This is a genomic window from Halovivax asiaticus JCM 14624, assembly GCF_000337515.1.
Lineage (GTDB): Archaea > Halobacteriota > Halobacteria > Halobacteriales > Natrialbaceae > Halovivax > Halovivax asiaticus.
Genome location: NZ_AOIQ01000016.1, coordinates 1 through 26,025, shown reverse-complemented (window position 1 = coordinate 26,025; position 26,025 = coordinate 1). Strand labels below are relative to the sequence as shown.

The following is a 26,025-nucleotide window of genomic DNA, read 5'->3' as shown; positions in this document are numbered from 1 at the left end:
GTTGTGGCCGGCCACTGAAACGCGTTCGGAAGTGGAAATCTAGTTCCACCCACTGCAGATGTGAAATTTTCGCATCAATACGAGTAGCCAGGGGCCACCGATACGGGAAGAGACTGCCACCGTACGTGACCTTTTGACCGTCGTGGCCGTAACTGGTGCATGAGCGACCACGACTCCGGCGGGCCAGTTTCCGATGGGACAGCCGGTGAAAAGTCGACCGACGACGCCAGAAGGTCGGTATCGGCGGCCAACTCGTCGGTGCCGACGGATCGCGAGTCGCCAGTCGGCGAGCCGGTCATCAGGGGCGACGAAACGGTCACCGGCGAGCACGCGAGCGAAGCCGTCCAGTTCGATCCCGACGACCCGGCGAGCGTCGGCGAAGCCGCCGACGTCGTCCGCGCGTTCGCCACGGCCGACGGCGCCGACCACCTTCGGATGCTCCGCGGCGCAGCCGCCTGTGCGGCACTGGTACGCGGCGTCGGCTCGTACACCGCTGCTGCCGACCGCGCCGGTGGAGACGTAACCGTCTCGTTCGTCCGCAAGTGGGCCCGCGTCCACGACCTTCCCCGGGCGGTCCGCACCCAGGTCGCCCGCGGCGAGATCGCGCCGTCCGCCGCCAAACACATCGCCCGCATCCAGGGACCGGACCGCTTCCTCCTGGCGTGGGCGACGATCGACGCCGAGCTGTCGGTCCGTGAGGTTCGACGGATCACGAGCGACGTCGCGGACGGAACAGCCCTCGAAACGGCGCTCGCCGAGCGCGATATCCCGTTCGGAACGATCGAACTCGACTTACCATCCGAAACCTACCGAGAGCTTCGCCGACGGGCCGCGCTCGAAGGCATCGACCCAGGTCAACTCGTGGCCGACGCCCTCCGGACGGACAGAAACGTTTAACCGCGACTCACCGGAATACCAATTCGAGGGCCGGTAGCTCAGTCCGGCAGAGCGTCTGGCTTTTAACCAGACGGTCGCGTGTTCAAATCGCGCCCGGCCCGTTTTCCTGCGAACGGACGTGAGCAGTGAAAACGCCACGAGCGATTTGAGCCCTACCAGTCGCAGCCCGCGCAGGGCGATAGCCCGAGCAGGAACGTCTGGTTTCGGTTCAAATCGCGCCCGGCCCGCTTCTGCTCCGAGCGAAACGCGAGGAGCGAAGCGACCATGAGCGATTTGAAGTAGACGAGTCGCAGCCCGCACAGCCGAGCGAAGCGCGGTTCGGAACGAAGTGAGAACCGCGATACGAACGGTGAAACCGTGAGTGAAGCGAAGCGAGCAGGACCGTCTCGGCGTTGTTCACAATCGCGCCCGGCCCGTTTTCACGTCGCGAGTAATCTCACGAGCGACGGGTATCGGAGCCGATGTCGCTGGCCCGCGGTTGGTGAGCCGAGTCACGTCGGTTAAGTACGCGTCGCCCGTCGGCCCAGACAGGATGTGGCCACTCGGACACGCCGCCGTCGCGTACCTCTGCTATACACTGTCCCGTCGGGGGCGGGCGCTCGAGCCACCAGCCGCAGCGCCGGTGGTCGCCGTGCTCGTCGGGAGTCAGGTGCCGGACCTGCTCGACAAACCACTCTCGTGGTATCTGGGGATGTTACCGACGGGACGGTCGCTCGGCCACTCGTTTCTCTTTCTCGTCCCCCTGGCTATCGGAGCCCTGCTACTCGCCCGGCACGTCGGCCGTCGGGAGGTCGGATTCGCGTTCGTTCTCGGAATGCTCTCCCACCCGGTCATGGACATCGTTCCCGCGCTCTGGCGAGAGACGTCGGTCGGCATGCTCCTGTGGCCGGTGACGGCCGTCGAACCGTACGAGGAAGGGGCCCCGACGATCGCCGACCTCCTCGCGGGGTCGCTCGGCGACCCGTACTTCCTGCTCGAGTTCGTTCTCGCGGCCATCGCCCTTGTACTCTGGCACGGGCACGGACAGCCAGGACTCGACGCGATCCGAACGCGAGTGATCGCCCGGAGGCCCGAACGGCGCGACGATTCGCTCGATTGACCGACGGCTCGACGCTCGTCGCTGTGGCTGCGGTGACTGGGTGAACTGGTTTGTAGCCGTTCCAAAGGGGATGGGCCGCTGGGTATCGATCCAGAATCGAATCCCTCCGGCAAACGGTCCAATGCGCACACGACATCGGGGAGCGACTCAGAGCAACCCGAGCGCTGCGACGAGGTGGGTGATCGCCGCGACGAGCGGGACGAGAATGATCGTTCGCATGACGAAGAGCGCCACGAGGTCGCGAAAGCGAATCGGGATGTCGCTGAACATGTCCATCATCATCGGCCCGACCGCCGAGAAGAAGATGAGCTGCGAGATCGAGAGGACCGCAATGAAGAACCGCGCCTTCGCGGCGGCCTCGGTCACCAGCAACGCGGGAATGAACATCTCGGTGATGCCGATGATCGTCGCCGGGGCGACGAGATCGGCGTCGGGAATTCCAAGGAGGTCGATGATCGGCACGAGAGGGGTCGAGATAACGTCGAATACGGGCGTGTTTTCGGCGATCACGACCGCGGCGAGCCCGATCGAGAGGATCGTACCGAGGATCAACACCGCCAGTTTGAGCCCGTCGACGAACCCGCGAACCAGCGCGCCGACGATAGAACCGCCCTCCTCAGCCTTCTCGACCGCCTCGGACAGACCAAATCGGACGTAGTCCCCCGGCGACCCATGGAACGGCGTCTCGGGGTTCGGCGTAGCGATGTACGTGTCGGGGACGTTACTCAGCGGCGGGATTCGGACGAGGATGAACGCCGATATCGCGATGCAGACGAGGTACGCGAGGAAGATGACCGGAAAGAGATCGAGCAGGTCGAGCGTCGAAGCGACGACCCCGACGAAGCCGATCGACACCGTCGCGAAGCACGTGCAGATGACGAAGACGTCCCGCTTCGAGTACTCACCGCGATCGAAGACGTTTCGGGTGATGTAGAGCCCGACACTGTAGGAACCGACCCAGGACGCGACGCTGTCCAGTGCCGCGCGGCCTGGAATCTTGAACAGCGGGCGCATGATCAGGCGGGCGAGGGTGCCGACGAATTCTAGCCCACCGAGTTCGACGAAGAGGTTGATGAACACCGCACCGATCGGGATGATCACGGCGACACTCAGAATGAGCGTCCCCCAGACGAGCCCGCCCGTCGCCGGTCCGACGAGCCAGGCCGGCCCCACATCGAGGAACAGGACCGGCGCGAGCGCGGCCCCAGCGACGCGGAAGAACCAAAACGGGATCGACGTCTCCCAGTACGAGAGTGCCAGTCGGTCGGCGAGCGCATCGCCCATGGGTATGAGACCGCGTTTATCAAGCTCCGCGAGCGTCGTCAAGATCCCACCCGCTATGATGAGCGCGAGGGCGTACACGCCAGCTGCCGACGGGAACGACTCCGTGATCCAGCTGACCACGATATCGAACGGGACGGTTACCTGCCCGTCCCACGGGACAGGAACCAGGAAGAAGACGAACCCAACCAGAAACGCGAGAAGGAACTTGGCAACCGGCCTCCTCTGAATAACTGACAGGTCGACGTCACCGATCGTTTTCGTTTTCAGGGCCGCTTCGGCGGATTCCGCCGTTTCCTCCTCACTCGACCAGACACGTTCGTCGAACATGCGGCAGTGGTGTGGTACCAAACAACTTATACGAAACGCCGCCATGGGGTGGCCGGTTTATTATTGCGCATCGTGAGCGCTCGACCGGCCCGTTTAGAAGAGAACCGAGTTGACCCGGCAACACCGCGAGGACGACTCCGCCACCGAAGCCAGCAGTGAGTCTTTGGAGGAGCGACCCGAATTTCGCCTATGAACGGAACGAGCCCCGGCACCGAGCCCACGCCAGACGCCGGTGCGGCGACGGCCGGCGACGAAGACGCGGCCGATGCCCGGCAGGACCGCGCTGGGACGCTCGCAGCGATCCGGGAGACCTACGACGAGCAGGCCGACGCGCTCGACCGGATGGAGTGGGCAGATCGGCTGCTCCTGGGTCGGTATCGCCGTCACTTCGAGTCGGCCCGCGGTCGCGTGCTGGACGTCGCCTGCGGGACGGGGACGAACGTCCGATACCTCCCGGAGACGGTCGAGTACGTCGGAATCGACGTCAGCCCCGCAATGGTTCGACGGGCTCGCGAACGCGTGAAGCAGTTCGATGATGACCACGAGGTGGCGGAGATGGACGCGGAGGCGCTCGCGTTTCCAGACGACAGCTTCGACACGGTCATCTCCTCGCTCTCGACGTGTACCGTTCCCGATCCAGTCGCTGCACTCCGGGAGATGAATCGCGTCTGTGCCCCCGACGGGCGAGTGCTGCTCGTAGAGCACGGCCGCAGCAGCGTCGAGGTGCTCGGACGACTGCAAGACTGGCGGGCCAACGCCCACTTCGAAAAACACCGCTGTCGCTGGAATCAGGACCCACTCGAGCACGTCTCTCGGGCGGAGCTGTCGGTCACCAACGTCTCGACCGCGATGCTCGGCGTGATTACCACGATCGAGGCCGAGCCGAGCTGACCCGGACAACGCGAGAGTACAAGCCCACCTAAATCAGTGGTTCGTGAACAGCCACGGCCGGATTTGAACCACGGTCATTCCGCTCCACTCCCTGATTCAAATCCACGTCTGGTTCGCGCCGCTCGCGAGTTTGCTCACGGCGCAAGAAGCCACGGCCGGATTTGAACCGGAGGAAGACGGACCGCTCGCTCCGCTCGCGGTTGCGACTTCCAGGGTCCAAACCGTCCGTATGGCTTTCGCTCCTCACGTCCGTTCGTCGCAGAAGAGCCAAGGGCCGGATTTGAACCGGCGATGGGCGGCTCTGCAGGCCGCTGCGTTCGGCCGGACTCTGCCACCTTGGCGCGTTCACCATTTCGTCGTCCACTGATTTATGGATTCTGATCCGTACGCCCCGCGTTCGATCCCGTTCGTCGACTGGAGTACGTGCGCCTATCGTTCCTGAACGGACAATTTCATCCGCTGGTTCGACGGTTCGAATCCCCGCCTCTCGTAGAACGCCAGTGCACGCTCGTTCTCCAAATCGACGTTGAGCGCCAACTCCGCACACCCGTCCTCCTGCGCTTGGGATGTGGCCCGGTCGACGAGCCGATCGGCTAGTCCAGACCCTCGGTAGGCGTCACGGACGTAAATGTCCCCGACGACGAACGTATCGCGGTTGTCGAAATGGGACGGCGAGGGCTCTACGACGCCCAGCAGGAACCCACAATACGTCCAATCGGCCGCTGTGAGATTCGCAAACGCGTCGTCAGCCCCCTCGACGGCCACCCAGAGGTAGGTGCTCGACGAGTCCAACAAGTCCATGGTGTGATCGGTTACCGCCTCGGTGAGTCCGTCCTCCTCGACGAGGGCGTGGGACTCGATCGTCTCACTAAGGTCGCGATGATACGGAATCCACAGGCCCTCGACGTACCGTTCGACGGCCGCTCTCTCTGGACGGAGTCGACGAATGCGCATACGCAGCGGAGAGTGCAGCCGCTCTTTGACGTTTCGGTGACTGCCCGGCATGCATAACGAAAGAAAGCCCCACACAGCAGATGCTGTGTGAAGCTTGAAGTATGAGTGGAGGCGGCGAATCGGGGGTCCCAGCGGGTCTCCCACGCCAGTACTTGCCGATACGCAGGTGGGCTTNGCTGTGTGAAGCTTGAAGTATGAGTGGAGGCGGCGAATCGGGGGTCCCAGCGGGTCTCCCACGCCAGTACTTGCCGATACGCAGGTGGGCTTAACTTCCGTGTTCGGAATGGGTACGGGTGTTGCCCCACCGCTCTGGCCGCCTTAACGCCGACTCGTGGAATCGAACCACGACTCACCTCCGAGATCGGTGGTGAAACCATGTATACGTGTAGTCCAGTTCGCGCCTGGACCCGAACTCCGGGTCCGATCCATGCGAATTATGAATGGTGGCTCGACCGATTAGTGCTCGCGGGCTCAACACCTCGTTGCCTCGGTGCGTACACCCCGAGTCTATCGAACTCGTCTTCTACGAGTGGTCTCGGCGGTTCCTCTTTTCCAGGTGGGTTTCGAGCTTAGATGCGTTCAGCTCTTACCCCGTGGTGCGTGGCTGCCCGGCACGTGCTCTCTCGAACAACCGGTACACCAGTGGCACCCATTCGTAGTTCCTCTCGTACTATACGAACGTTCCCGTCAGGAACCATAACACCCCCAATAGATAGCAACCGACCTGTCTCACGACGGTCTAAACCCAGCTCACGACCTCCTTTAATAGGCGAACAACCTCACCCTTGCCCGCTTCTGCACGGGCAGGATGGAGGGAACCGACATCGAGGTAGCAAGCCACTCGGTCGATATGTGCTCTTGCGAGTGACGACTCTGTTATCCCTAAGGTAGCTTTTTTGTCAGCAATTGCCCGCATCAAGCAGGCTAATTGGTTCGCTAGACCACGCTTTCGCGTCAGCGTCCGTCGTTGTGCCGGACACTGTCAGGCTTCCGTATGCTCTTGCGCTCTGTCTCGGGTCTCCGACCCGAGTGAGGAAACCTTGGGGCGCGCTCGATATCTTTTCAAGCGCGTACCGCCCCAGTCAAACTGCCCGGCTACCGGTGTCCTCCGCCAGGAGTGAGAGTCGCAGTCACTACCGGGTAGTATTTCAATGATGCCTCGGTGGCCCGCTAGCGCGGGTACCTGTGTAACGGCTCCTACCTATGCTGCACAGTAGCGACCACGTCTCAGCGACAGCCTGCAGTAAAGCTCTATAGGGTCTTCGCTTCCCCTTGGGGGTCTCCAGACTCCGCACTGGAACGTACAGTTCACCGGGCCCAACGTTGGGACAGTGGCGCTCTCGTTGATCCATTCATGCAAGCCGCTACTGAAGCGGCAAGGTACTACGCTACCTTAAGAGGGTCATAGTTACCCCCGCCGTTAACAGGTCCTTCGTCCCCTTGTACGGGGTGTTCAGATACCTGCACTGGGCAGGATTCAGTGACCGTACGAGTCCTTGCGGATTTGCGGTCACCTATGTTGTTACTAGACAGTCGGAGCGCCCGAGTCACTGCGACCTGCCCCATTGCGGGGCAGGCATCCCTTATTGCGAACGTACGGGACTAACTTGCCGAATTCCCTAACGTCGGTTGATCCCGACAGGCCTTGGCTTTCGCCGCCACGAGTACCTGTGTCGGATCTCGGTACGGACGGGGTGCTCGTCTTTTCACGGGCTCTAGGTTGACTCAACTTGCGCTATCCTGCCGTTCGTTCGCTTCGTGCCATTACGGCTTCCACGAACTTTGACAGTTCGACCGGGCGATAGCCCGGCTTGAGCGACCCCAAAGCGTCGACTTTGATTGCACACCGGCACAGAAATATTAATCTGTTTCCCTTTCGACTCACTCGAGTTGCGGTGAGACTTAGGACCGGCTAACCCTCAGCTGATTAGCATTGCTGAGGAACCCTTACTCGTTCGGCCGTCGGGGTTCTAACCCGACTAACGCTGCTACTATGACCAGGATTTTCGTTACTGCACGGTCCACACGAGATCTCTCCCGTGCTTCCGCCCGAACAGTACGCCAACCTACAGGATCACCACTATGGGTGGTGCCGCCAGGTCTCGGTGGTGGACTTGAGCCCCGATCATTTTCGGCGCCGCAAACCTCGGCCGGTAAGCTATTACGCTTTTCTTAGAGGGTAGCTGCTTCTAAGCTCCCCTCCCGGCTGTCTAGGGCTTGCGACCACCTTCGATCGCACTTAGTCCACACTTGGGGACCTTAACCCAGCTCTGGGTTGTCTCCCTCACGGTACACAGGCTTACCCCGCATACCGGACTCCCTGCGTCGACGGCGTTCGTAGGTTCGGAGTTGGACAGGGTGGCGAACTCCTCTCGGAGGCCGGTCACCCAATCCGTGGCTCTACCCCACGAACTACCTCAGCAGAGGTCATGCTTCGACATGTTTCGGTTGGAACCAGCTGTTTCCGGACTCGATGGGCCTTTCACCCCTAGACATAGGTCACGCGAGGGTGTTGTAGGACACCAACGCTAACAGGCCTCCACGTGCCTTTCGGCACGCTTCACCTTGCCCACGCCTAGATCGTCCGGTTTCGGGTCGTGCCCGTCTGACTCCCCGCGCTTGAACACGGTGGCCCTCACGCAAAGCGCTGCGGCCGTATCGGTTTCCCTACGCCTTCCCCGATGATCGGGTTAGACTCGTCAAACAGGCACACTCCCTGGTTCGTTTTTCAAAACGTACGACGGAACACCGGCTTCCTGACCGGCCTACTGGAGACTCGCGTCTCGGTCGTTTGGGTCAGGACCTTTCGTGCCCCGTCGCTCTATCGCCAACTGATTTCACGCCCTATTGCACCTCCCTTTGTGGGGTGCTTTTCAGCGTTCGCTCACGCTACTTGTTCGCTATCGGTCTCGAGGAGTGTTTAGTCTTCGCGGTCGATGCCCGCGATCTTCACGAGGGATATCCAACCCCCGATACTCTGGAGCTGACGCACAACGTACTACACTACAGTACGGGACTGTCACCCTGTTTCGTACTCCATTCCAGGAGATTTCTTGTAGCGGGTCCGATGCTGAAAGTCAGTCCGAACACCACATTGCCCGAAGGCTTCGGTTTGGACTGTGTCGGGTTCACTCGCCGTTACTAACGACATCGCGACTTGCTTTCTCTTCCTGTCGATACTAAGATGTTTCAATTCTCGACGTTCCCTATTGCGCAAAGCAATTGCAAAGAGGATTCCTATTCGGAAATCTCAGGTTCTTCCCCTCCGTGCGGGTCCCCTGAGCTTATCGCAGCTTGGCACGTCCGTCATCGGCTCTCGAGCCGAGCGATCCACCAGCTGGCACAGTAGCCACGTTCGTCGGATCGGAAATCACGCTGTCCGAAGACAGCGATCAGTAACCCGGAGAACGGGTCCAGTGGACGCCTGGACTACACGTACACACGGTCTCATCTGCAAACGCCTGTGACTGCAGGCGTGCATTAACCCTTCCCACTCACGCTTGCGCGGAGTGGTGCATCGGTTCTTCGGACTCGATCATCGGGCCGTCCCCCACTTAAGGGGCACGATCCGCGATCGTCCCGAGTCATGGACCCACTGGGATTCGAACCCAGGGCATCCTCCTTGCAAAGGAGGCACTCTCCCACTGAGCTATGGGCCCACCCCTCGATCACGAGGGGCTCTAGCCTCGACAGTTCTAAGGTGCCCGATCGGCCGAGAACGGCGATCGCGCGAAAGCGGACCAAGTGGGCTGGGGCAGCGCCCCAGTCCCGGTCTGTGGAGGTGATCCAGCCGCAGATTCCCCTACGGCTACCTTGTTACGACTTAAGCCCCCTTGCGAAGCCCAGATTCGACTGCCATACCGGCAGCCTCATCCGGACCTCACTCGGGTGCTTTGACGGGCGGTGTGTGCAAGGAGCAGGGACGTATTCACCGCGCTCTTCTGAAGCGCGATTACTACCGAATCCAGCTTCATGCGGACGAGTTTCAGTCCGCAATCCGAACTACGATCGAGTTTCGGAGATTAGCGCCCCCTCTCGGGGTGGCATCCCACTGTCTCGACCATTGTAGCCCGCGTGTCGCCCAGCACATTCGGGGCATACTGACCTACCGTTGCCCGTTCCTTCCTCCAGTTTGGCACTGGCAGTCCGCCTAATGTACCCAACCACCTCAAGGGTGTTGCTGGCAATTAGGCGTGCGGGTCTCGCTCGTTGCCTGACTTAACAGGACGCCTCACGGTACGAGCTGACGGCGGCCATGCACCTCCTCTCAGTAGCTCTAGTAAGCTCATCACACTGACCGTCACAGCTACTGTCGATGCTGGTGAGATGTCCGGCGTTGAGTCCAATTAAACCGCAGGCTCCTCCGGTTGTAGTGCTCCCCCGCCAATTCCTTTAAGTTTCATCCTTGCAGACGTACTTCCCAGGCGGTCTGCTTCACGGCTTCCCTACGGCACAGCACAGGCTCGTAGCCTGTGCCACACCTAGCAGACATCGTTTACAGCTTGGACTACCCGGGTATCTAATCCGGTTCGTGACCCAAGCTTTCGTCCCTCACCGTCGGATCCGTCTTTCCAGAGCGCTTTCGCCACCGGTGGTCCGTCCAGGATTACAGGATTTCACTCCTACCCCAGACGTACCCTCTGGATCTTCCGGTCCCAAGCCAAGCAGTTTCCACCGGACGCCCGCACGTTAGGCGTGCGGATTTCCCGATGGACTTGCCCGGCCGGCTACGGACGCTTTAGGCCCAATAATAGCGGTCATCACTCGTGCTGCCGGTATTACCGCGGCGGCTGGCACCGGTCTTGCCCAGCACTTATTCTACCACCTCCTTACGGTGGTGAAAAGCGAGGACTGTATGCCCTCGCACTTGGAGTCCCCCTATCGCACTCGCGTGCAGTGTAAAGGTTTCGCGCCTGCTGCGCCCCGTAGGGCCCGGAATCTTGTCTCAGATTCCGTCTCCGGGCTCTTGCTTTCACAACCCGTACCGATTATCGGCACGGTGGGCCGTTACCCCACCGTCTACCTAATCGGCCGCAGCCACATCCTGTCGCGCCTGAACGTTTCGGGCTCGCGCCAACTCCAGGCAGCGAGCCGTATCCGGGATTAGCCTCAGTTTCCCGAGGGTGTCCCGATCGACAGGGTAGTTTGGCCACGTGTTACTGAGCTATCTGCCACGAGTCTGAACTCGTGCGACTAGCATGGCTAAATCGGACTCCAATAGCAATGACCTCCGGCAGGATCAACCGGAATGCTATTCCCCGACTGAACGTCGGGGTCTGGCGGTGAATGATATCGCACACTCACACATTGCGTGGTCCGTTCGGCGACCAGATCGGAACCGACCGATCGAGCGTCACCGAACTGTCGAGGCTAACATCAGATCCCATCTTAACGGCGGACCGCAGGGGTGGAATCCTCATCTCCTTCGGACGTATTCGTAATCCGCGAGAGGGACTTAACCCCTTCGGACCCGATCCGTCCGACCACCGGCACATCCAACGCGCCGGCGGCCATCCGTTGTGTTCCATCCGAGCCCTCTCGGACACTTAAGGGCAACGGATCGCGGCGCGCCGAAAGTTCGCAGCCGGCGACGCCATTGCGGATCCGATCCTTGACCCCACTTGCATATAAGGGGATCGATGCCCGGTCACGCCGACCGGGTCGGATGCCGTTGCCGAGCGACGGCCGAGCCGTCGATCGAGGGCGGATGGTTCCTGCCTCCGTGCCGGAATGCGGCCGGAGGGAGTGGCGCGATGCGCCACGTCCTTCGCATTCATTTGGAAGCCCGGGTGCCTATATAAGGCCGTCGAACGAATCGCACTCCGGGCCCCGATACCATGCCACGATTTTGCACGAAAGNCATTCATTTGGAAGCCCGGGTGCCTATATAAGGCCGTCGAACGAATCGCACTCCGGGCCCCGATACCATGCCACGATTTTGCACGAAAGTCGAATCGTTCGGCAGTATATGAATGTGGGTGTGCATGACGACCATGGGTGCCGAACCGGGTTCAACAGCGAGGCGATCGAGAGGGTCTCCACTGAGGGGCCCAGCTGGTCGAGTTGCAATTGGAGCGGACAGTGGCCGTAGTCGAAGAGCGTGTGTCGGAGAACGCATATCGCGCGGGCGGAGGTCGATCGGTCATCCCTCCCTCGCAGGTACGGTCTGATCGGATGATACCCGCGCGTGTACAACGGGGGCGCACGTGCGTAAGGCCCCTTCGTTATACCAGATGGGTTCGGTGTGGTCCAGGGGGTAAGACTCACCCGGAGTCCATGAGATCGATCTGACGAGAGTGATTCCCCCGATATCACGGGTGACAGGGCGAGCGAGCGTATCCAGCGGGCAGTAACCGACGCGACTATGGGCAGGGGGTGAGTAGCAGGGGACGAATGGTCCGGAACCCGTTCGGGTCCGAGGATGGTCCCTCGACCGCGGACATCTGTGCCGCTCTCGACGATCCGGACTGTCGGGAGATCATTACCGCATTAGACGAGCCACTGACCGCGTCGGAGATCCAGTCACGCTGTGAGATCCCCCAGTCGACGCTCTATCGGAAGTTAGAGCAGTTGACTGACGCCACGTTGTTGGAGGAGACGACGGAGATACGGCGAGATGGTCACCACGCGAGCAAGTACATCGTCGCGTTCGACGAGGTCAGGATCAGTCTCGGACCGGACCACGAACTCGAGGTCGCCCTCGACCGTCCCGCCCGGACGGCGGACGAGCGCCGCGCCGAACTGTGGTCGGAAGTCAGGAGAGAAACATGAGTCTATACACAGCCACATCGGAGGTAACGATCGCCCTCGCCGTCGTGAAGACGCTGGTCCTCATCGTCGGCGGCCTCGTCACCTTCTTCGCGTTGAAGGCGTATCGGCGAACGAGACAGCGTGCACTCGGTCTCCTGGCCGGCGGGTTCGGCCTGGTCACGCTGGGGCTGGCCTTCGCTGGGTTGTTGCACGAAATCCTCGACGTGAGTCTCGAACTCGGTGTGCTCGCCGAGAGTGTCCTCGTTCTGGCCGGATTCACCGTCATCGCGTACTCGCTGTACGTGCAGTAGGTCACACAGCGCAGCGCTGGCTTCGAGTTCGCCACCCCCATTCTCTCCAGCACACGATTTTCGGGGCGGGAGTCGACACGGCGACGATCGAAAACGACCGGAACCGAGAGAAACAGCGAGTGAAACGACCTACCGGTTCAGCGTGTGGATCGCCTGGTCGAGCGCGTTCGCGGCGGCCTCCATCACGGACTCGGAGAGAGTCGGGTGTGCGTGGATGGTACTCGAGACGTCTTCGACCGTCGCGCCAAGTTCGACCGCGAGGCCGAGTTCGCCGAGCAATTCGGAGGCCTCGGGCCCGACGACGGACGCACCGAGCAAGAATCCACTCTCCTCGTCGGCGACGACCTTCACGAAGCCGTCCGCGTGACCGGTCGTCAGCGCGCGGCCGCTGGCACGGAACGGGAACTTCCCGACGAGCGGCTCGAAGCCAGCGTCGTCGACCTCGTCCTCGGTCATCCCGACGGTCGCGATCTCCGGATCGGTGAAGACGACGGCAGGCATCGCCTGGTAATCGATCGCGGCGGGTTCGCCGGCGATGACCTCGGCGACGGTCTCGCCCTCGTACATGCCCTTGTGAGCGAGCATCGGCTCGCCGGCGACGTCGCCGACCGCGTGGATGTGGTCGACGTTCGTCCGCCCGCGGTCGTCAGTGGGAATGAAGCCGCGATCGTCGGTCTCGATGCCGGCCGCCTCGATGTCGAGCGTGTCGGAGACCGGTTGCCGGCCGACCGCGACGAGGACCTTCTCCGTATCGAGTTCGATCGGGTCGGCTTCGACCGCTTCGGCACCACCGTCGCTGGCGACGGCGTCCGCGGGTTCGGCGACGACGCGAATCCCGTCGCCCAGGTCCTGCCACTCGGAGGCGCTGTACCCGAAGTGGAAGTCGATGCCGAGTTCCTCGGCGCGCTGGGCCACCGGTCGGGCGAGGTCGTCTGGATACGCCGGGAGCATCTCGTCTAGCATCTCGACGACGGTGACGTCGGTCCCGAGCTTCGCGTAGACGCCGGCGAGTTCCATCCCGATGTAGCCGGCACCCACGATGACCAGCGATTCCGGAACCGAGCCGAGCGACAGGGCGTCCTTCGAGCTGAGGACGGGTTCGTCGGCGAAGTCGAAACCGGGGATCTGGATCGGGCGCGATCCCGTGGCGACGATCGCGTGCTCGAAGTCGACGGATTCCGAGCCCTGGCCCTCCCCGCCGTGGGAGACACGAACCGAGTTCTCGTCGGCGAACTTCGCCGTCCCCTCCATCAGGGAGACGCCGTTTGCCTTGCAGAGTTTCTCGACGCCGCTCGTGAGCTGGTCGACCACGCCGTCCTTCCAGTCGACCATGCCGGCCATGTCGACCGCCGGGTCGGCGTGTATCCCCATCTCCTCGGCGTGACGGGCCTCGTGGGCCACGTCGGTCGCCGTAATCAATGCCTTCGACGGGATGCAGCCGTGGTTCAGGCAGGTCCCGCCGTAGGCGTCCTTCTCGACGAGCGTCACGTCGAGGTCGAGCTGTCCGGCGCGGATCGCGGCCGCGTAGCCAGCCGGCCCGCCGCCGATCACTAACACGTCCGTTCCAGTAGTTACGTCTCCGACGACCATTGCTACGTAGACAAATCCAGTCGAGATATAAAAACGGGCAGGTATTGCGCCTGTGTTACTCGAAACGGGTTGTAGATTTAGTGCCCATCCGTCCATCGAATCTCCGTATTTGCCCCCAGAACTACACAGATAGTGGCGATCGGCGTGTGGATTCGCGACACGCGAGTGGCCCATGCACTCACCGGCGACGACCAGTGAAACGGGAGACTGGGACTCGCCAGCACGTAGCCGAGAACTTCGAGCCGCAGTCCTACGATCAGTTGACCCGCGAAACCTCGTACCCCGCGGCTTCGATCGCCTCGATAACCGTCCGGGCGTGCTCGGACCCGCTGGTGACGATCTGGAAGACGAGGTACGCCTCGCCGACCTGCAGATTGCCGACGGCACGATCGTGCCTGACGGTCCGGATGTTCGCGCCCCGATCCGAGATGAGTCCCGACACGGCCTCCATCTTGCCCGGCTGGTCTTCGATTCGCACGCGCAGGCGGAGGAGCTGGTCTCGGTCGGTCAGTGCGTGATCAAGGACCGTCTGGAGCATCGAGATGTCGATGTTTCCCCCGCCAAGAACCGGGACGACCGTCTCGTCCGCCACGTCGAGGTCCGCAGAGAGCAGTGCCGCGACCGACGCCGCACCGGCACCCTCGACGAGTTGCTTGGCGCGTTCGAGCAGCAGGAGCGTCGCGCTGGCGATCTTGTCGTCGGAGACGGTGACGACCTCGTCGACGTGTTCCTGAATGAGGGCGAACGTCAGCTCGGAGATGCCGCCGGTCGCGATGCCATCCGCGATGGTTTTCGCGTCGTCGATCGACTGGGGGATCCCCTTGTCGAGGCTGTCGGGGACCGTCGCGGCCGCCTCGGCCTGCACGCCAACGACCCGGATCTCGGAGTCGAGTTCCGCGAGCGCGGCACTGATCCCACCGATGAGCCCGCCGCCCCCGATCGGGACGATAACCGTGTCTACCGCTGGCAGGGCCTCGTAGATCTCCAGCCCGAGCGTGCCCTGTCCGGCGACGATCGCCGGGTCGTCGTAGGCGTGGACGAACTCCACGTCGTCACCGTCCGTGAGGGTCTGGGCGTGGGCCATCGCCGCCCGGAAGTCCGTCCCCTCGAGTTCGACGTCGCCGCCGTAACTGCGCGTCGCGTCGACCTTCGCCTGCGGGGCGTGACGCGGCATCACGATCGTCGAGTCGATGTCGTTCTTCGTCGCCGCGATGGCGACGCCCTGGGCGTGGTTACCCGCACTCGCCGCGACGACGCGCGAGACGTCGCCGCGTTCGGCCAGCTGGACCAGCTTGTTGTAGGCACCCCGCGTCTTGAACGAGCCCGTCCGCTGGAGGTGCTCCATCTTCATGTGGACCGTCGCGTCTGCCATGGCCGACAGCGAGCGGTTCAGTTCGAGCGGCGTCTCTCTGACCACCGACTCGTCGTCGAACCGCTCGCGCGCCCGCCGTACGTCAGCTAACCCAACGTCTCCCATACCGGCGGGCTTCGTGGGCGGGGATGAACTCTTCTTCGGTTTCGACGGTGCGTAAACGGACCTGAAGCTGGATAGGTTCGCAAGCGGAAAGGGACTCGTTCTCGGCTCACACCGAACAAAAACGACGTAAGATCCGAACGCGACGAGCGAGCGCGTTACTCAAGCAGCAGCCGTTCCGGCTCTTCGAGGTACTTCATGACCTCGTTGGTGAACTGTGCGCCGACGGCGCCGTCGATGAGGCGGTGGTCGAACGACAGCGAGAGGGTCATGACCGAGCGCGGCTCGATCGACTCCTCGCCGTTCTCGTCGGTGACGACGCGGGGTTTGCGCTTGATCTCGCCGACGGCCAGGATGCCCGATTCGGGGTAGTTCAAGATCGGCGTGGCGTACTCGCCGCCGATACCGCCGATGTTCGTGATGGTGAACGTCGACCCCTGGAGTTCGTCGGGCGATATGGTGCGCTCGCGGGCCTTCGAGACGAGTTCGTTCATCTCGGAAGAGAGCTGGAGCATGCCCTTGTGGTCAGCGTCGTCGACGACCGGTACCATCAGACCGACGTCGGTCGCCGCCGCGACGCCGATGTTGTGGTAGTTCCGGTAGACGACCTCTTCGTTGTCCTCGTCGATCACCGCGTTCATCTCGGGGTACTCCTCCAGCGCGGCGACGACGGCCTTCATGATGAACGGCATGAAGGTCAGGCGGATCCCCTGCTCCTCGGCGATCGGCTTCAGTCGCTCGCGGGTCTCGACGAGCTTCGTCACGTCGACCTCGTCGTGGTGGGTGACGTGAGGCGCAGAGAACTTCGACTCGACCATCGCGTCGGCGATGGTCTTGCGAACGCCCTTGAACGGCTCGCGGCGCTCTCGCGGACCGGTCTTGCCGGTCGCGACGGCCGCAGCATCTGCCTCCTGGGCCTGGCGCTGGGCCTGGGCGTACTCCGTAACCGCCTCGGGCGTGACGAACGCCTCGCCGTCGCGCTCCTCGTCGGCCGGGACGGTGTTCAGGTCGACGCCCTCCTCCTCGGCGAGTTTGCGCGTCGCGGGCGCTGCCAGCGTCCGTTCGCGATCGGCCGCCTCGACCTGTGCCATCGCGCCGCCGCGCGTGGCGGCCGACTGGGTCGACTCCGGCGTGGCCGATTCGTCAGCATCCTCGGTTCCGGTCGACGCGTCGGCGGCCGTCTCCGTGGCCTGTTCGTCGCCCGGATCGGCCGGTGTCGGTTCGTCGCTCTCCGCTGCCGCACGGACGTCGCCCTCGGTCAGTCGCCCGCTCGGGCCGGTGCCCTCGACCGTCTCGATGTCGACGCCCAGTTCGCGAGCGAGCCGGCGGACCGACGGCGGCGCGAAGACGCGTCCGGACGGCGTGTCGGTCTCGCCCGATTCGTCGGCCTCGCCACCCGCTTCGGACCCGGTGTCGGTAGCCGCGTCGGCATCAGCGGCCGCATCCGCACCACCCTGCTCCGCGGAGGCGGTATCGGTGCCCTGTTCCGTTACGTCCTGATCGTCCTCGCCCTCGACGTTGTACGTGATGAAGAGATCGCCGACGGGGACGACGTCGCCTTCCGCCCAGTGCAGTTCGCGGACGGTGCCGTTCGTCGGAGATGGGACCTCGACGAGGGCCTTGTCGGTCTCGACTTCCGCGACCGGCTGGTCCTCGCTAACCGTGTCGCCGGGTTCGACGAGCCAGGAGACGAGTTCGCCTTCGGCGACACCTTCGCCGACGTCGGGGAGGGTGAATTCCATCGTCATGGTTAGAACTCCACCGCGTTACGGATACCGTCGACGATTCGTTCCGCTTCCGGCAGGTAGTAGTCCTCCAGCGCGTACAGCGGGAACGGCGTGTCGAACCCGGTGATGCGCTCGACCGGCGCCTCCTGGTAGAGCAGTGCCTCCTCCTGGAGCGTGGCCGTGATCTCGCCGGCGAGGCCACCCGTCTTGGGCGCCTCGTGGACGACCGCGGCGCGACCGGTCTTCTTGAAGGACTCGACGATCGTCTCCTCGTCGAGCGGCGAGAGCGTCCGGAGGTCGACGACTTCGACGTCGATCTCGTCCTCCAGTTCTTCGGCGGCCTCGATCGTGGGCCGCGTCATCGCTCCCCAGGTGAACACCGAGATGTCGGATCCCTCGCGGCGGACGGCGGCCTCGCCGAGGGGAATCTCGTAGGACTCCGTGGGGACGTCCTCGCGGAACGCCCGGTAGATGAGCTTCGGTTCGAGGAACATTACGGGATCCTGACTGCGGATCGCGCTCGTCAGCAGCCCCTTCGTGTCGTACGGCGTCGAGGGGACGACGACCTTGAGACCGGGCTGGTGGGCGAAGAAGGCCTCCGAGGACTCGGAGTGGTGCTCCGGCGCACGAATGCCGCCGCCGTAGGGCGCGCGGACGACGAGCGGACATTCGAACCGCCCGCGCGAACGCGTGCGAAGGCGTGCGGCGTGCGAGACGATCTGGTCGAACGCCGGGTAGATGAAGCCGAGGAACTGCATCTCGGCGACCGGGCGCATGCCGTAGGCGGCCATGCCGACGGCCGTCCCGACGATGCCCGACTCCGCGAGCGGCGTGTCGATCACGCGATCCTCGCCGAACTGTTCGTAGAGGCCGTCCGTGGCACGGAAGACGCCGCCGTTCTCCCCGACGTCCTCGCCCATGACGAGCACGTCGTCGTCGCGAGCCATCTCCGTCTCGAGGCCGTCCTGGACCGCCTGGACGAGCGTGAGGCTCTCGGTTTCTGCGTCGTCGGCCGGTTGAGATTGTTGTTGCGCCGTCATTGTCAGTCCTCCAGCAGTGCCTCGTCACCGTGGCGTTCGCGAAGCGTTTCGAGCCACTCGAGCTGTTCTTGCAGTCGTTTCGGCATGCCCTCGTAGACGTGCGCGAAGATCTCCTCGGGCTCGGCGTCCGCGAACTCCTCGGCCGCCGAGATGGCATCGGCGACCTCGTCATCGACACGGGACTCGATCGCGTCGACGCGCTCGTCGTCGAGCATACCGTAATTGCGCAGGAACGTCTCCATGCGCGGGATCGGATCCTTCGCCTTCCAGCGCTCGACTTCCTCCTCGTCGCGGTAGACCGAGGGGTCGTCGGCGGTGGTGTGGGCGCCGAAGCGGTACTGGACCGCCTCGATCAGCGTCGGGCGGAGTTCGTCCTCGCCCGGATTCTTGGCCTTCGCGACGGCGTCGCGGGTCACCTGGTAGACGGCCAGTGGGTCCATGCCGTCGACCTGGACGCCCTCGAAGCCGTAGGCCGTCGCCTTCTGGGCGATGGTCTCGCTCGCAGTCTGGCGCTCTCGGGGCACCGAGATCGCCCACTGGTTGTTGTTGCAGAAGAACACCGCGGGCGCGTCGAAGACCCCGGCGAAGTTCAGCCCCTCGTGGAAGTCACCTTCCGATGTGGCGCCGTCACCGAAGTAACAGAGGAAGGCCTTCTCTTCGCCTTTAAGCCGGGACGCCCACGCGGTCCCCGTGGCGTGGGGGATCTGCGTCGCGATCGGCACTGCGACCGTGAACATGTTGACGTCCTCCGGGATGTAGTTCCCATGCTCGTGGCCCATCCAGTACAGCAGGGTGCGCTTCAGCGAGAGACCGCGGACGAGGCCGGCTCCGTGCTCGCGGTAACTTGGGAAGAGCCAGTCGTCCTCCGCCAGCGCCGTCGCGCTGCCGATCTGAGCGGCCTCCTGGCCGGACAGCGGCGGATAGGTGCCCATCCGCCCCTGGCGCTGGAGGCTAACCGCGCGCTGGTCGAAGTGGCGGACCAGGCGCATCTGTTCGTACATCCGGACGAGGGCGTCCTCGTCCAGATCCGGTACCGTCGCGCCCTCGCGGACTCGACCGTCTTCGTCGAGAATCTGGACGCGTTCGTCTGGTTCACGCTGTAACGTACTCACGGGTAGACCCACCTTCGCATATTTACCCGATTGAACCGCGCCCGGTATAGAATTTTCGTAAATAGTTTACTAACAGCGGAATTATTGCGACAGCGTCCCACAGGTTGTCGCCGAGGCGGTGATAGGGAGCCAATTCATGTTTTAAAAAAACCACACAGAGACCATTTGACCAGTTTTTTCTCAGTTATCGGGAGGAACTGGACGCGCGTCGACAAGCGTTTCCGTGGCCACTGCTGGCACCGACCGTATCAGGAATTTCCTGTCTCAATCGAATTAAGCATCGCGGAAGGAGTCGCCAATCTGACGAACCAGACGCGGCCCTTCCGGCCCTAATACCAGCCAGAGACCGTAATTAAGTCCGTCCACGGCTATACAGATTTGGCTCGCCCTCACGCCCAAACCATTGGATATGGCGTATAGCCTCGTTGTTCTCTTTGTGTACGGTTTTCGTACTGTTTGCCACCAACGGATACACCACACACATTCAAAATATTTGGTATTTTGTCAGCCCACTCGTTAAACCGTTCGTCGCTACGCGTGGTCGTCTATATAGGAGCGGACCGACGTTTCCGTACAGAAGGTGGTCCAATCGGACCGTTTATCGGCTTTGTCACCGACCCAGAAACAGAAGTCATCCTCTCCATGACCATCGTCATAGAGCTCGCTATACATGATAGAAGCCGTATCGGAGGTGTCAACAGCTGCATCAGAGTGTGAGGCCGAATAATCGTGAAGTAACTCGTGGAAAACGGTAGCGGCTGGCCCAACCTCACTGTAGAAGTCGTCGCCGACGTGTTGGTAAACATTCGTGATCGTCGTCTTATCCTTCGAGTCCGTCATCGCCGCCGCAGGTCCCGCCTGGCCGTGTACGTAGCCGTCTTCGTGCCAATCGAGTACGCAATAAGATGATCGAGAGTCAAAACTGGAGAGATTGGCATCCAACCAATCGGCGGCTTGCTCCCGCCGATAACTCAGGTAGTCACTTTTGAGTGCATCCTCGGGAATCTCCGCCAACATGAAGCTAAAAGTCGCCTCGTACTCACCATCATCAGCAATCGCCTCCTCCCACCAATCGCTTACGGTATACATAATATCATTTGCGTCGCTCCTCGATCGATGGTTGTGATAGGACTCCGTCCCAATAACCACGATTCGTTGATCCGTGCCGGCAGTCGCTGCGCCGGCTGATCCACTGGAAATGGCACCGAAAATTGCGGCGCCGGCGGCTGTCTCGAGTATCTTCCGTCGACCTACATTGGTTGTATTATTCTCAACCATGCACTTATGATATTCCACACACACACATATATAACTTCTCCCGATAGTCACATTTTGAGACTAGATCGGTACACGCCGTGAAGGGACCCCTCACCCGAAAAATGGTCCACCGTCACTAAGGGTGGAGCCACACCTGCCTCTTTGAGGAATGACCCCTATCGACGGTTAACGATCCCGCCGTGTGTCGCCGGTACGGCGCTGAAACACGTCCAAACAGACTATTACACGGACTCTGCCGTCGTCGTCCGAGCGTCGGCGCGAGCCTGTTCAACCGTCTTTCCTTCCCGGAGGACGGCGTCGACGAAGAGTTCGCCGGCCTTGTACGACGAGCGGACCATCGGGCCGCTGGCACAGTAGAGGAAGTCGAGTTCGTCCTCGGCGACGCGGCGCCAGGTCTCGTACTTGTCGGGGTGATCGTAGCGCTCGACGTCCAGATGCTTCCGCGACGGCTGGAGGTACTGGCCAAGCGTGACGATGTCGACCCCGCGTTCGCGACAGTCCGCCAGCGTCTGGTAGACCTCGTGGTCGTACTCGCCGTGGCCGAGCATGATCGAGGTCTTGGTGTAGATGTCCGACTCGCGGTCGACCTGTTCCAGGACGCCCAGGCTCTGCTCGTAGCCGGCGCGGCGATCCCGCACCGGGAACTGCAGGCGCTCGACGGTCTCGACGTTGTGGGCGATGACGTCCGGATCAGCGTCGATGATCTGCCGGACGAGACGCTCCTCACCCTGGAAGTCGGGAATCAACACCTCGACGAGGATGCCGGGGTGGCGCCGCTTGATCTCGCGGATCGTCTCGGCGAAGTGGCCGGCGCCCTGATCCGGGAGGTCGTCGCGGTCGACGGAGGTGAGGACGACGTAGTCCAGACCGATCTCGGCGATCGCGTCCGCGACGTTTTCGGGTTCATCCGGATCGAGCGGGTCCATCCCACCCGTCTGGACGTCACAGAAGTTGCAAGCGCGCGAGCACTTCTCACCCATCAGCATGAACGTAGCCGTCCCGCCGTCGCCGGAGCCTGTGCCGGCGCCGCCGGACCAGCACTCGCCCAGGTTCGGGCAGTTGGCCTCCTCGCAGACGGTGTGGAGATCGTGCTCGCGGAGCGTCTCGCGGATCCCCGCGAACTCCCGTCCCGACGGCGGTTGCATCTTCAGCCAGTCGGGCTTCCGGGCGCTGCTCATACGGAGAGTGTCGGGGGCGATGGTGAAAAAGCGTGGTGATCCGACGCGAGGCGGACCAGGTCCACACCGTCGCCCGCCAGCGCGACGACCGCTCGATGGACGAGCAGTCGGGTGGATCGACGTCGACGGACGAAATTCTGTCAACTGACTGTGGATGAAAACATTTATCGTTGGTAGCGGCAATTTCCGGATCGAGTATGCTCGACGTCGATCGCGAGGCGATCACGGACGGCCCCATCACGCGGACGTTGCTCGTCCTCGCGGCCCCACTGCTCGTCCAGAACCTCGTGCAGGTCGGCCAACAGCTGATCGATACGCTCTTTCTCGGCCGCCACAGCGTTGAGGCCGTCGCCGCCGTCGGGCTCAACTTCCCCGTCGTGACGCTGATCAGCGTGATGACCATCGGCGTAATGGTCGGGACGCAAGTCCTGGTCTCCCAGCGCGTCGGCGCCGACGAGCTGGTCGCCGGGCGACGGGCGGCCGTCAACGGGACGGCACTCGGAATCGTCGCCGGCGCCATCGTCGGCATCGCCGCGTTCTTCCTCGCACAGGAGGGAATGGCCCTCTTCGGCGCGAAGGAACTCACGACGCAGTATGCCGCAGAGTATCTCGCGATCTACGCGCTCTTTCTGCCCGTCCTGGCCGCGAGCGACGTTATCGAGGGTGGCTTCGTAGGGTGGGGCGACTCGCGAGCGGCGCTGTACATCAACCTCCTCGCCGTCGTCGTCAACGTCGTCCTCGACCCGTTCCTCATCTTCGGCTGGGGACCCGCACCGGAACTCGGCGTCGCCGGCGCGGCGCTGGCGACCGGACTGGGCTACGGCTGTGGCTTCCTGCTCGGCCTCGGCATGTTCGTCACCGGACGGGACGGGTTCGCGCTCACGCGTGAGGTCCTCGTCTTCGACCTCGAGGACTGTCGCGAAATTGTCGACATCGGCTGGCCCACCGCCGGGCAGTACACCGCGAGCCAGGCCGCACGGGTCCTGATGGTCGGCGTCGTCTCGGCCGTCGGTGGCTCACCCGCCATCGCGGCCTACACCGTCGGCGCGCGCATCTCGAGCGTCGCGTTCGTGCCCGCGATGGGGCTGCAGAAGGCCGCCCAGAGCATGATCGGGCAGAACCTCGGTGCCGACCGCCCCGAGCGCGCCCGCCAGACCACCTGGACCGGCGTCGCCATCGCCGCCGGCGCGCTGACCCTCGTCGGCCTCGTCCAGCTGGCGATTCCCGAGACGCTCTCGGAGATTGCGATGCCGGAGGCCGAGCCACACGAGATCGAACTGGCCGCACAGTACCTCGTGATCCTCGCGCTTGGCTACTGGGCGATCGGCTCGACGTATCTCCTGCAGGCTGGCTTCAACGGGGCGCGACGGACGCGGACGAGTCTGATCGCCTCGCTGGCCCAATACTGGGTCGTCAGGCTCCCGCTCGCGCTCGTCCTGGCCTACCCGCTCGGGTTCGACGTCCAGGGCGTCTTCTGGGCCGTCACGCTCTCGAACGCCGCCATCGCCGTCGGACTCGGGGCGTACTACCACTACGAGACGACCGAGGGGATGAACCGGCAGGCCGTCGCGGCCGCCCAGTCGGCGAGCGACTGATCGCGAGTCACCGACCCACAGACCCGCTCGACGCGGGAGAAATCACACCCTAACTATGTCGGAATCCACGAACGTCTCCCTGTGAGCGTCCCGCAAGAGACGGCCGACTGGGTACACCTGCGCGACGACGAGCGGGTCACGTGGACGAACCGGCCGCACCCGATCGCCCTCGGGATGCGGTTCGTCCTCGGACTCGTCGTCACGCTCGCCGGCCTCCTCGTCGCGGCCTGGGCGTGGAACGCCGGCTACCAGCTGGTCGGCTGGCTCGCCATCGCCGTCGCCATCGTCGGAATCGGTGTCGCAACGGTCGCCTACGCGTTCTGGACGAACACGCGCTACGTGATCACGACCGACCAGCTCTACGCCAAACGTGGTGTCGTCTCACGCGACGTCACGCAACTCTCGCTCGAACGGGTACAGAACACCACCTTGCGGCAGTCGGTCGCCGGCCGGGTCCTGGGCTACGGCGACATCGGCGTCTACACCGCCGGATCGGACGAACCCGAGGTCACCTTCGAGCGAGCGCCCGAGCCCGACGCGGCCAGGGCCGCCCTCGCCACCCAGGTCGGGCGGTCGGGAGACGGAACGGACCGGTAGCGTGACTGGTCATTAGTTGTGTTTCGAACGCAAAAACCGATAACACGTTCACCACAGGGACTATTTCATCCTACAGAAAGCTTATTGCAAGCCCGTCGGTCAGGATCGACCCCATGTCCCGAACAGCCGGCGGTACGGACGGCGGACGCATCGCTGCGAGTGCAGGAATCGGCGTCCTCGTCGCGGCGATCGGCTACCTGTTGACTACACTCCTGATGCGGGACGAGGTCAGAGAGAATCTAGAGAACTTCGCGGAGTGGAAGGGAACGGCCTGGTACTACTTCAGCGCCCACTTCGTCGAACTGGAACGGAGCGGCTCCGTCGGTGGGATCAGCGGCACTGATACGATCAACCTGATCAGCGAATCGGGAAGCGCGAACGCCGATCTGCTGTATGCTATTCCGCCCGTCGTGCTCCTGTTCGCCGGCGCGCTGCTGGCGTATCGGCTCGACGTGCACGACCTCGGCAGCGCCGTCGTGGCCGGAGCGCCAGTCGCGCTCGGCTACGGTGTCGTGATGAGTCTCGGCGCGATAGTCGTCGAGTCGAGTAGAGAGGGGGCAGTATGGGGGATCGATGCAAGTGGCTCGATGGCCCCCGCGCTCCTCCCGGCCGTCGTCCTCGCCGGGATCCTCTACCCGCTCGTGTTCGCCACGGCTGGTGCCGTGCTCACGTCGGCGCTCAGGTGACGACGGCTGGCGACGCTGCTGAATCATCCGTTTTTGCCGCCTCGATGTACCGACGAAGAACGGTGTCGCCGCGAAGGAAACGCCTTTCACGGGCCGACGCCCGTCTCCGATAGATGGACGTCGCCGAGGTTCTCGCCGACTCGCTCGAGGCCGATTTCGCCGAGGCGTTCGCGTTCGAGTCGTTCAACCGGATGCAACGCGAGGCCCTCCCGGCCCTATTAGAGCGCGAGGCAAACGTCGTCGCGAGCGCGCCGACCGCGTCCGGCAAGACCGCGCTCGCAGAGTTGGCGATCTGCAAGGCGCTGGATTCGGGCGGGACGGCCCTGTTCGTCGCGCCGCTTCGCGCGCTGACCAACGAGAAGGAAGCCGACTGGGACCGGTTCGAGGAACTCGACTACTCGGTCTACGTCGTCACCGGCGAGCGCGACCTGAATCCGCGCCGGGCCCGCCGGGCCGACATTCTGGTGATGACGCCCGAAAAGCTGGATTCGGCGACGCGAAAGCACGATTCGCGTCGGTACGACTTCGTCACCGACATCGACTGCTGCGTGATCGACGAGGTGCACCTGCTGGACGCAGACGGCCGGGGCTCCGTCCTCGAGGTGACGATCTCCCGGCTGCGGCGGCTCTGTGACCCGCGCGTCGTCGCCCTCTCGGCGACGATGCCCAACGTAGCCGACGTCGCCGCGTGGCTCGACGCGCCGGAGGCGTGCACCTTCGACTTCGGCGACGAGTACCGCCCCGTAGACCTCCACGCCGACGTGAAGACCTACACGCACGGCGAGAACGCCTTCGCCGACAAATATCGCCGACTCTACCGCGCGCTCGACCTCGCCGAACCGCACCTCCGGGAGGACGGGCAGTCGCTCGTCTTCGTCTCCTCCCGGCAGGACACCGTCCAGGCCGCGAAGAAAGCCAGAGACGAGATCGCCGAGCGCGACATCCCGATGGGCGCCCGCGGGGAGTACGACTTTCACACGGACGCGAAGGAACTCGAGAACGATACCCTCCGCAAGTCGGTGTTAGACGGGGTCGCCTTCCACCACGCCGGCCTCTCGAAGAACGACAAGGACCTCGTCGAGGCGTGGTTCAAGGAGGGGCTGATCGAGTTGCTCTTCTCGACGACGACGCTCGCCTGGGGCGTCAACCTGCCCGCCCGCTGCGTCGTCATCCGGGACACGAAGTATCACGACCCGCTCGAAGGCGAGGTCGACATGCTGTCTCTTATACACATC

At 63.2% G+C, this 26,025-nt stretch carries 19 protein-coding genes, 3 tRNA genes and 3 rRNA genes; 11 read left to right on the top strand and 14 right to left on the bottom strand.

The features are described 5' to 3' along the window. Nucleotides 1-159: 159 nt before the first annotated feature. The 3 genes from C479_RS09945 to C479_RS09935 all read left to right on the top strand — a co-directional run bounded on the left by C479_RS09945 (nucleotide 160) and on the right by C479_RS09935 (nucleotide 1,996). Entirely contained in the window at nucleotides 160-897 is a 738-nt protein-coding gene (locus tag C479_RS09945; protein WP_007701730.1) for a DUF7119 family protein, read from the top strand. Nucleotides 898-924: 27 nt separating this feature from the next. Beyond that, nucleotides 925-998, top strand: a tRNA-Lys gene (locus tag C479_RS09940). A gap of 431 nt (nucleotides 999-1,429) precedes the next feature. Further along, complete coding sequence (locus C479_RS09935; RefSeq protein ID WP_007701727.1) at nucleotides 1,430-1,996, top strand: metal-dependent hydrolase; 567 nt, start codon at nucleotides 1,430-1,432, stop codon at nucleotides 1,994-1,996. A 147-nt stretch (nucleotides 1,997-2,143) separates the two neighbouring features. On the opposite strand, the gene C479_RS09930 is transcribed toward C479_RS09935, so the two are convergent. Further along, the gene (locus tag C479_RS09930; RefSeq protein ID WP_007701724.1) at nucleotides 2,144-3,607 is read right to left on the bottom strand and encodes a YjiH family protein; all 1,464 of its coding nucleotides are present in this window, start codon (nucleotides 3,605-3,607) and stop codon (nucleotides 2,144-2,146) included. Between the two features lie 189 nt (nucleotides 3,608-3,796). Here C479_RS09930 and C479_RS09925 point away from each other — a divergent pair, with 189 nt between their 5' ends. Continuing rightward, nucleotides 3,797-4,498: a class I SAM-dependent methyltransferase gene (locus C479_RS09925; protein WP_007701721.1), complete on the top strand. Its 702-nt coding sequence runs from the start codon at nucleotides 3,797-3,799 to the stop codon at nucleotides 4,496-4,498. A gap of 265 nt (nucleotides 4,499-4,763) precedes the next feature. Here C479_RS09925 and C479_RS09920 read toward each other — a convergent pair. The 6 genes from C479_RS09920 to C479_RS09895 form a co-directional block, all read right to left on the bottom strand. Beyond that, nucleotides 4,764-4,839: transfer RNA gene (locus tag C479_RS09920), tRNA-Cys, on the bottom strand. A gap of 88 nt (nucleotides 4,840-4,927) precedes the next feature. After that, nucleotides 4,928-5,452 carry a GNAT family N-acetyltransferase gene (locus tag C479_RS09915; protein ID WP_049907233.1) on the bottom strand — a complete coding sequence of 175 codons (525 nt, stop codon included), beginning with the start codon at nucleotides 5,450-5,452 and terminating at the stop codon, nucleotides 4,928-4,930. A 199-nt stretch (nucleotides 5,453-5,651) separates the two neighbouring features. Then, nucleotides 5,652-5,773, bottom strand: a 5S ribosomal RNA gene (gene rrf, locus C479_RS09910). Nucleotides 5,774-5,890: 117 nt separating this feature from the next. Next, nucleotides 5,891-8,810: ribosomal RNA gene (locus C479_RS09905) — 23S ribosomal RNA — on the bottom strand. 229 nt (nucleotides 8,811-9,039) lie between these two features. Next, nucleotides 9,040-9,111, bottom strand: a tRNA-Ala gene (locus C479_RS09900). Nucleotides 9,112-9,228: 117 nt separating this feature from the next. Beyond that, nucleotides 9,229-10,702, bottom strand: a 16S ribosomal RNA gene (locus C479_RS09895). The 16S, 23S and 5S rRNA genes sit together here with 1 tRNA gene alongside, the layout of an rRNA operon. A 1,143-nt stretch (nucleotides 10,703-11,845) precedes the next feature. Here C479_RS09895 and C479_RS09890 point away from each other — a divergent pair. Both C479_RS09890 and C479_RS09885 read left to right on the top strand, forming a co-directional pair. Continuing rightward, nucleotides 11,846-12,223, top strand: coding sequence for a winged helix-turn-helix domain-containing protein (locus C479_RS09890; protein ID WP_007701716.1), 378 nt, complete (start codon nucleotides 11,846-11,848; stop codon nucleotides 12,221-12,223). After that, on the top strand, nucleotides 12,220-12,513 hold the full coding sequence (locus tag C479_RS09885; RefSeq protein WP_007701714.1) for a DUF7521 family protein: 294 nt from the start codon (nucleotides 12,220-12,222) through the stop codon (nucleotides 12,511-12,513). The genes C479_RS09890 and C479_RS09885 overlap by 4 nt, the downstream gene beginning before the upstream one ends. Before the next feature lie 129 nt (nucleotides 12,514-12,642). Here C479_RS09885 and lpdA read toward each other — a convergent pair whose 3' ends face one another. The 7 genes from lpdA to lipA all read right to left on the bottom strand — a co-directional run bounded on the left by lpdA (nucleotide 12,643) and on the right by lipA (nucleotide 21,912). After that, complete coding sequence (gene lpdA, locus C479_RS09880) at nucleotides 12,643-14,103, bottom strand: dihydrolipoyl dehydrogenase (protein WP_007701712.1); 1,461 nt, start codon at nucleotides 14,101-14,103, stop codon at nucleotides 12,643-12,645. A gap of 256 nt (nucleotides 14,104-14,359) precedes the next feature. Then, nucleotides 14,360-15,580: a threonine ammonia-lyase gene (ilvA, locus tag C479_RS09875; RefSeq protein ID WP_007701709.1), complete on the bottom strand. Its 1,221-nt coding sequence runs from the start codon at nucleotides 15,578-15,580 to the stop codon at nucleotides 14,360-14,362. A 155-nt stretch (nucleotides 15,581-15,735) separates the two neighbouring features. Continuing rightward, nucleotides 15,736-17,325, bottom strand: a complete 1,590-nt coding sequence (locus tag C479_RS09870) for a 2-oxo acid dehydrogenase subunit E2 (RefSeq protein ID WP_007701706.1) — start codon at nucleotides 17,323-17,325, stop codon at nucleotides 15,736-15,738. A gap of 2 nt (nucleotides 17,326-17,327) precedes the next feature. After that, a complete protein-coding gene (locus C479_RS09865) occupies nucleotides 17,328-18,344 on the bottom strand; it encodes an alpha-ketoacid dehydrogenase subunit beta (RefSeq protein WP_007701703.1) in 1,017 nt (338 codons plus the stop codon). A gap of 2 nt (nucleotides 18,345-18,346) precedes the next feature. Continuing rightward, nucleotides 18,347-19,456: a pyruvate dehydrogenase (acetyl-transferring) E1 component subunit alpha gene (pdhA, locus tag C479_RS09860; RefSeq protein WP_007701700.1), complete on the bottom strand. Its 1,110-nt coding sequence runs from the start codon at nucleotides 19,454-19,456 to the stop codon at nucleotides 18,347-18,349. Between the two features lie 531 nt (nucleotides 19,457-19,987). After that, nucleotides 19,988-20,734 (bottom strand): hypothetical protein, encoded by a 747-nt coding sequence (locus C479_RS09855; protein ID WP_152415868.1) that lies wholly within the window; start codon nucleotides 20,732-20,734, stop codon nucleotides 19,988-19,990. Nucleotides 20,735-20,955: 221 nt separating this feature from the next. After that, nucleotides 20,956-21,912, bottom strand: a complete 957-nt coding sequence (lipA, locus tag C479_RS09850) for a lipoyl synthase (protein ID WP_007701694.1) — start codon at nucleotides 21,910-21,912, stop codon at nucleotides 20,956-20,958. Nucleotides 21,913-21,944: 32 nt separating this feature from the next. Between lipA and C479_RS16920 the strand changes: the two genes are divergently transcribed. The 5 genes from C479_RS16920 to C479_RS09830 all read left to right on the top strand — a co-directional run. After that, nucleotides 21,945-22,070 (top strand): hypothetical protein, encoded by a 126-nt coding sequence (locus tag C479_RS16920; protein WP_275039662.1) that lies wholly within the window; start codon nucleotides 21,945-21,947, stop codon nucleotides 22,068-22,070. Nucleotides 22,071-22,109: 39 nt separating this feature from the next. Continuing rightward, nucleotides 22,110-23,507 (top strand): MATE family efflux transporter, encoded by a 1,398-nt coding sequence (locus tag C479_RS09845; RefSeq protein ID WP_007701690.1) that lies wholly within the window; start codon nucleotides 22,110-22,112, stop codon nucleotides 23,505-23,507. 81 nt (nucleotides 23,508-23,588) lie between these two features. Next, complete coding sequence (locus C479_RS09840) at nucleotides 23,589-24,104, top strand: PH domain-containing protein (protein WP_007701688.1); 516 nt, start codon at nucleotides 23,589-23,591, stop codon at nucleotides 24,102-24,104. 113 nt (nucleotides 24,105-24,217) lie between these two features. Then, on the top strand, nucleotides 24,218-24,790 hold the full coding sequence (locus C479_RS09835; RefSeq protein WP_007701687.1) for a hypothetical protein: 573 nt from the start codon (nucleotides 24,218-24,220) through the stop codon (nucleotides 24,788-24,790). A gap of 113 nt (nucleotides 24,791-24,903) precedes the next feature. Beyond that, the coding region (locus C479_RS09830; protein ID WP_007701685.1) for a DEAD/DEAH box helicase at nucleotides 24,904-26,025 on the top strand (1,122 nt) is incomplete at its 3' end.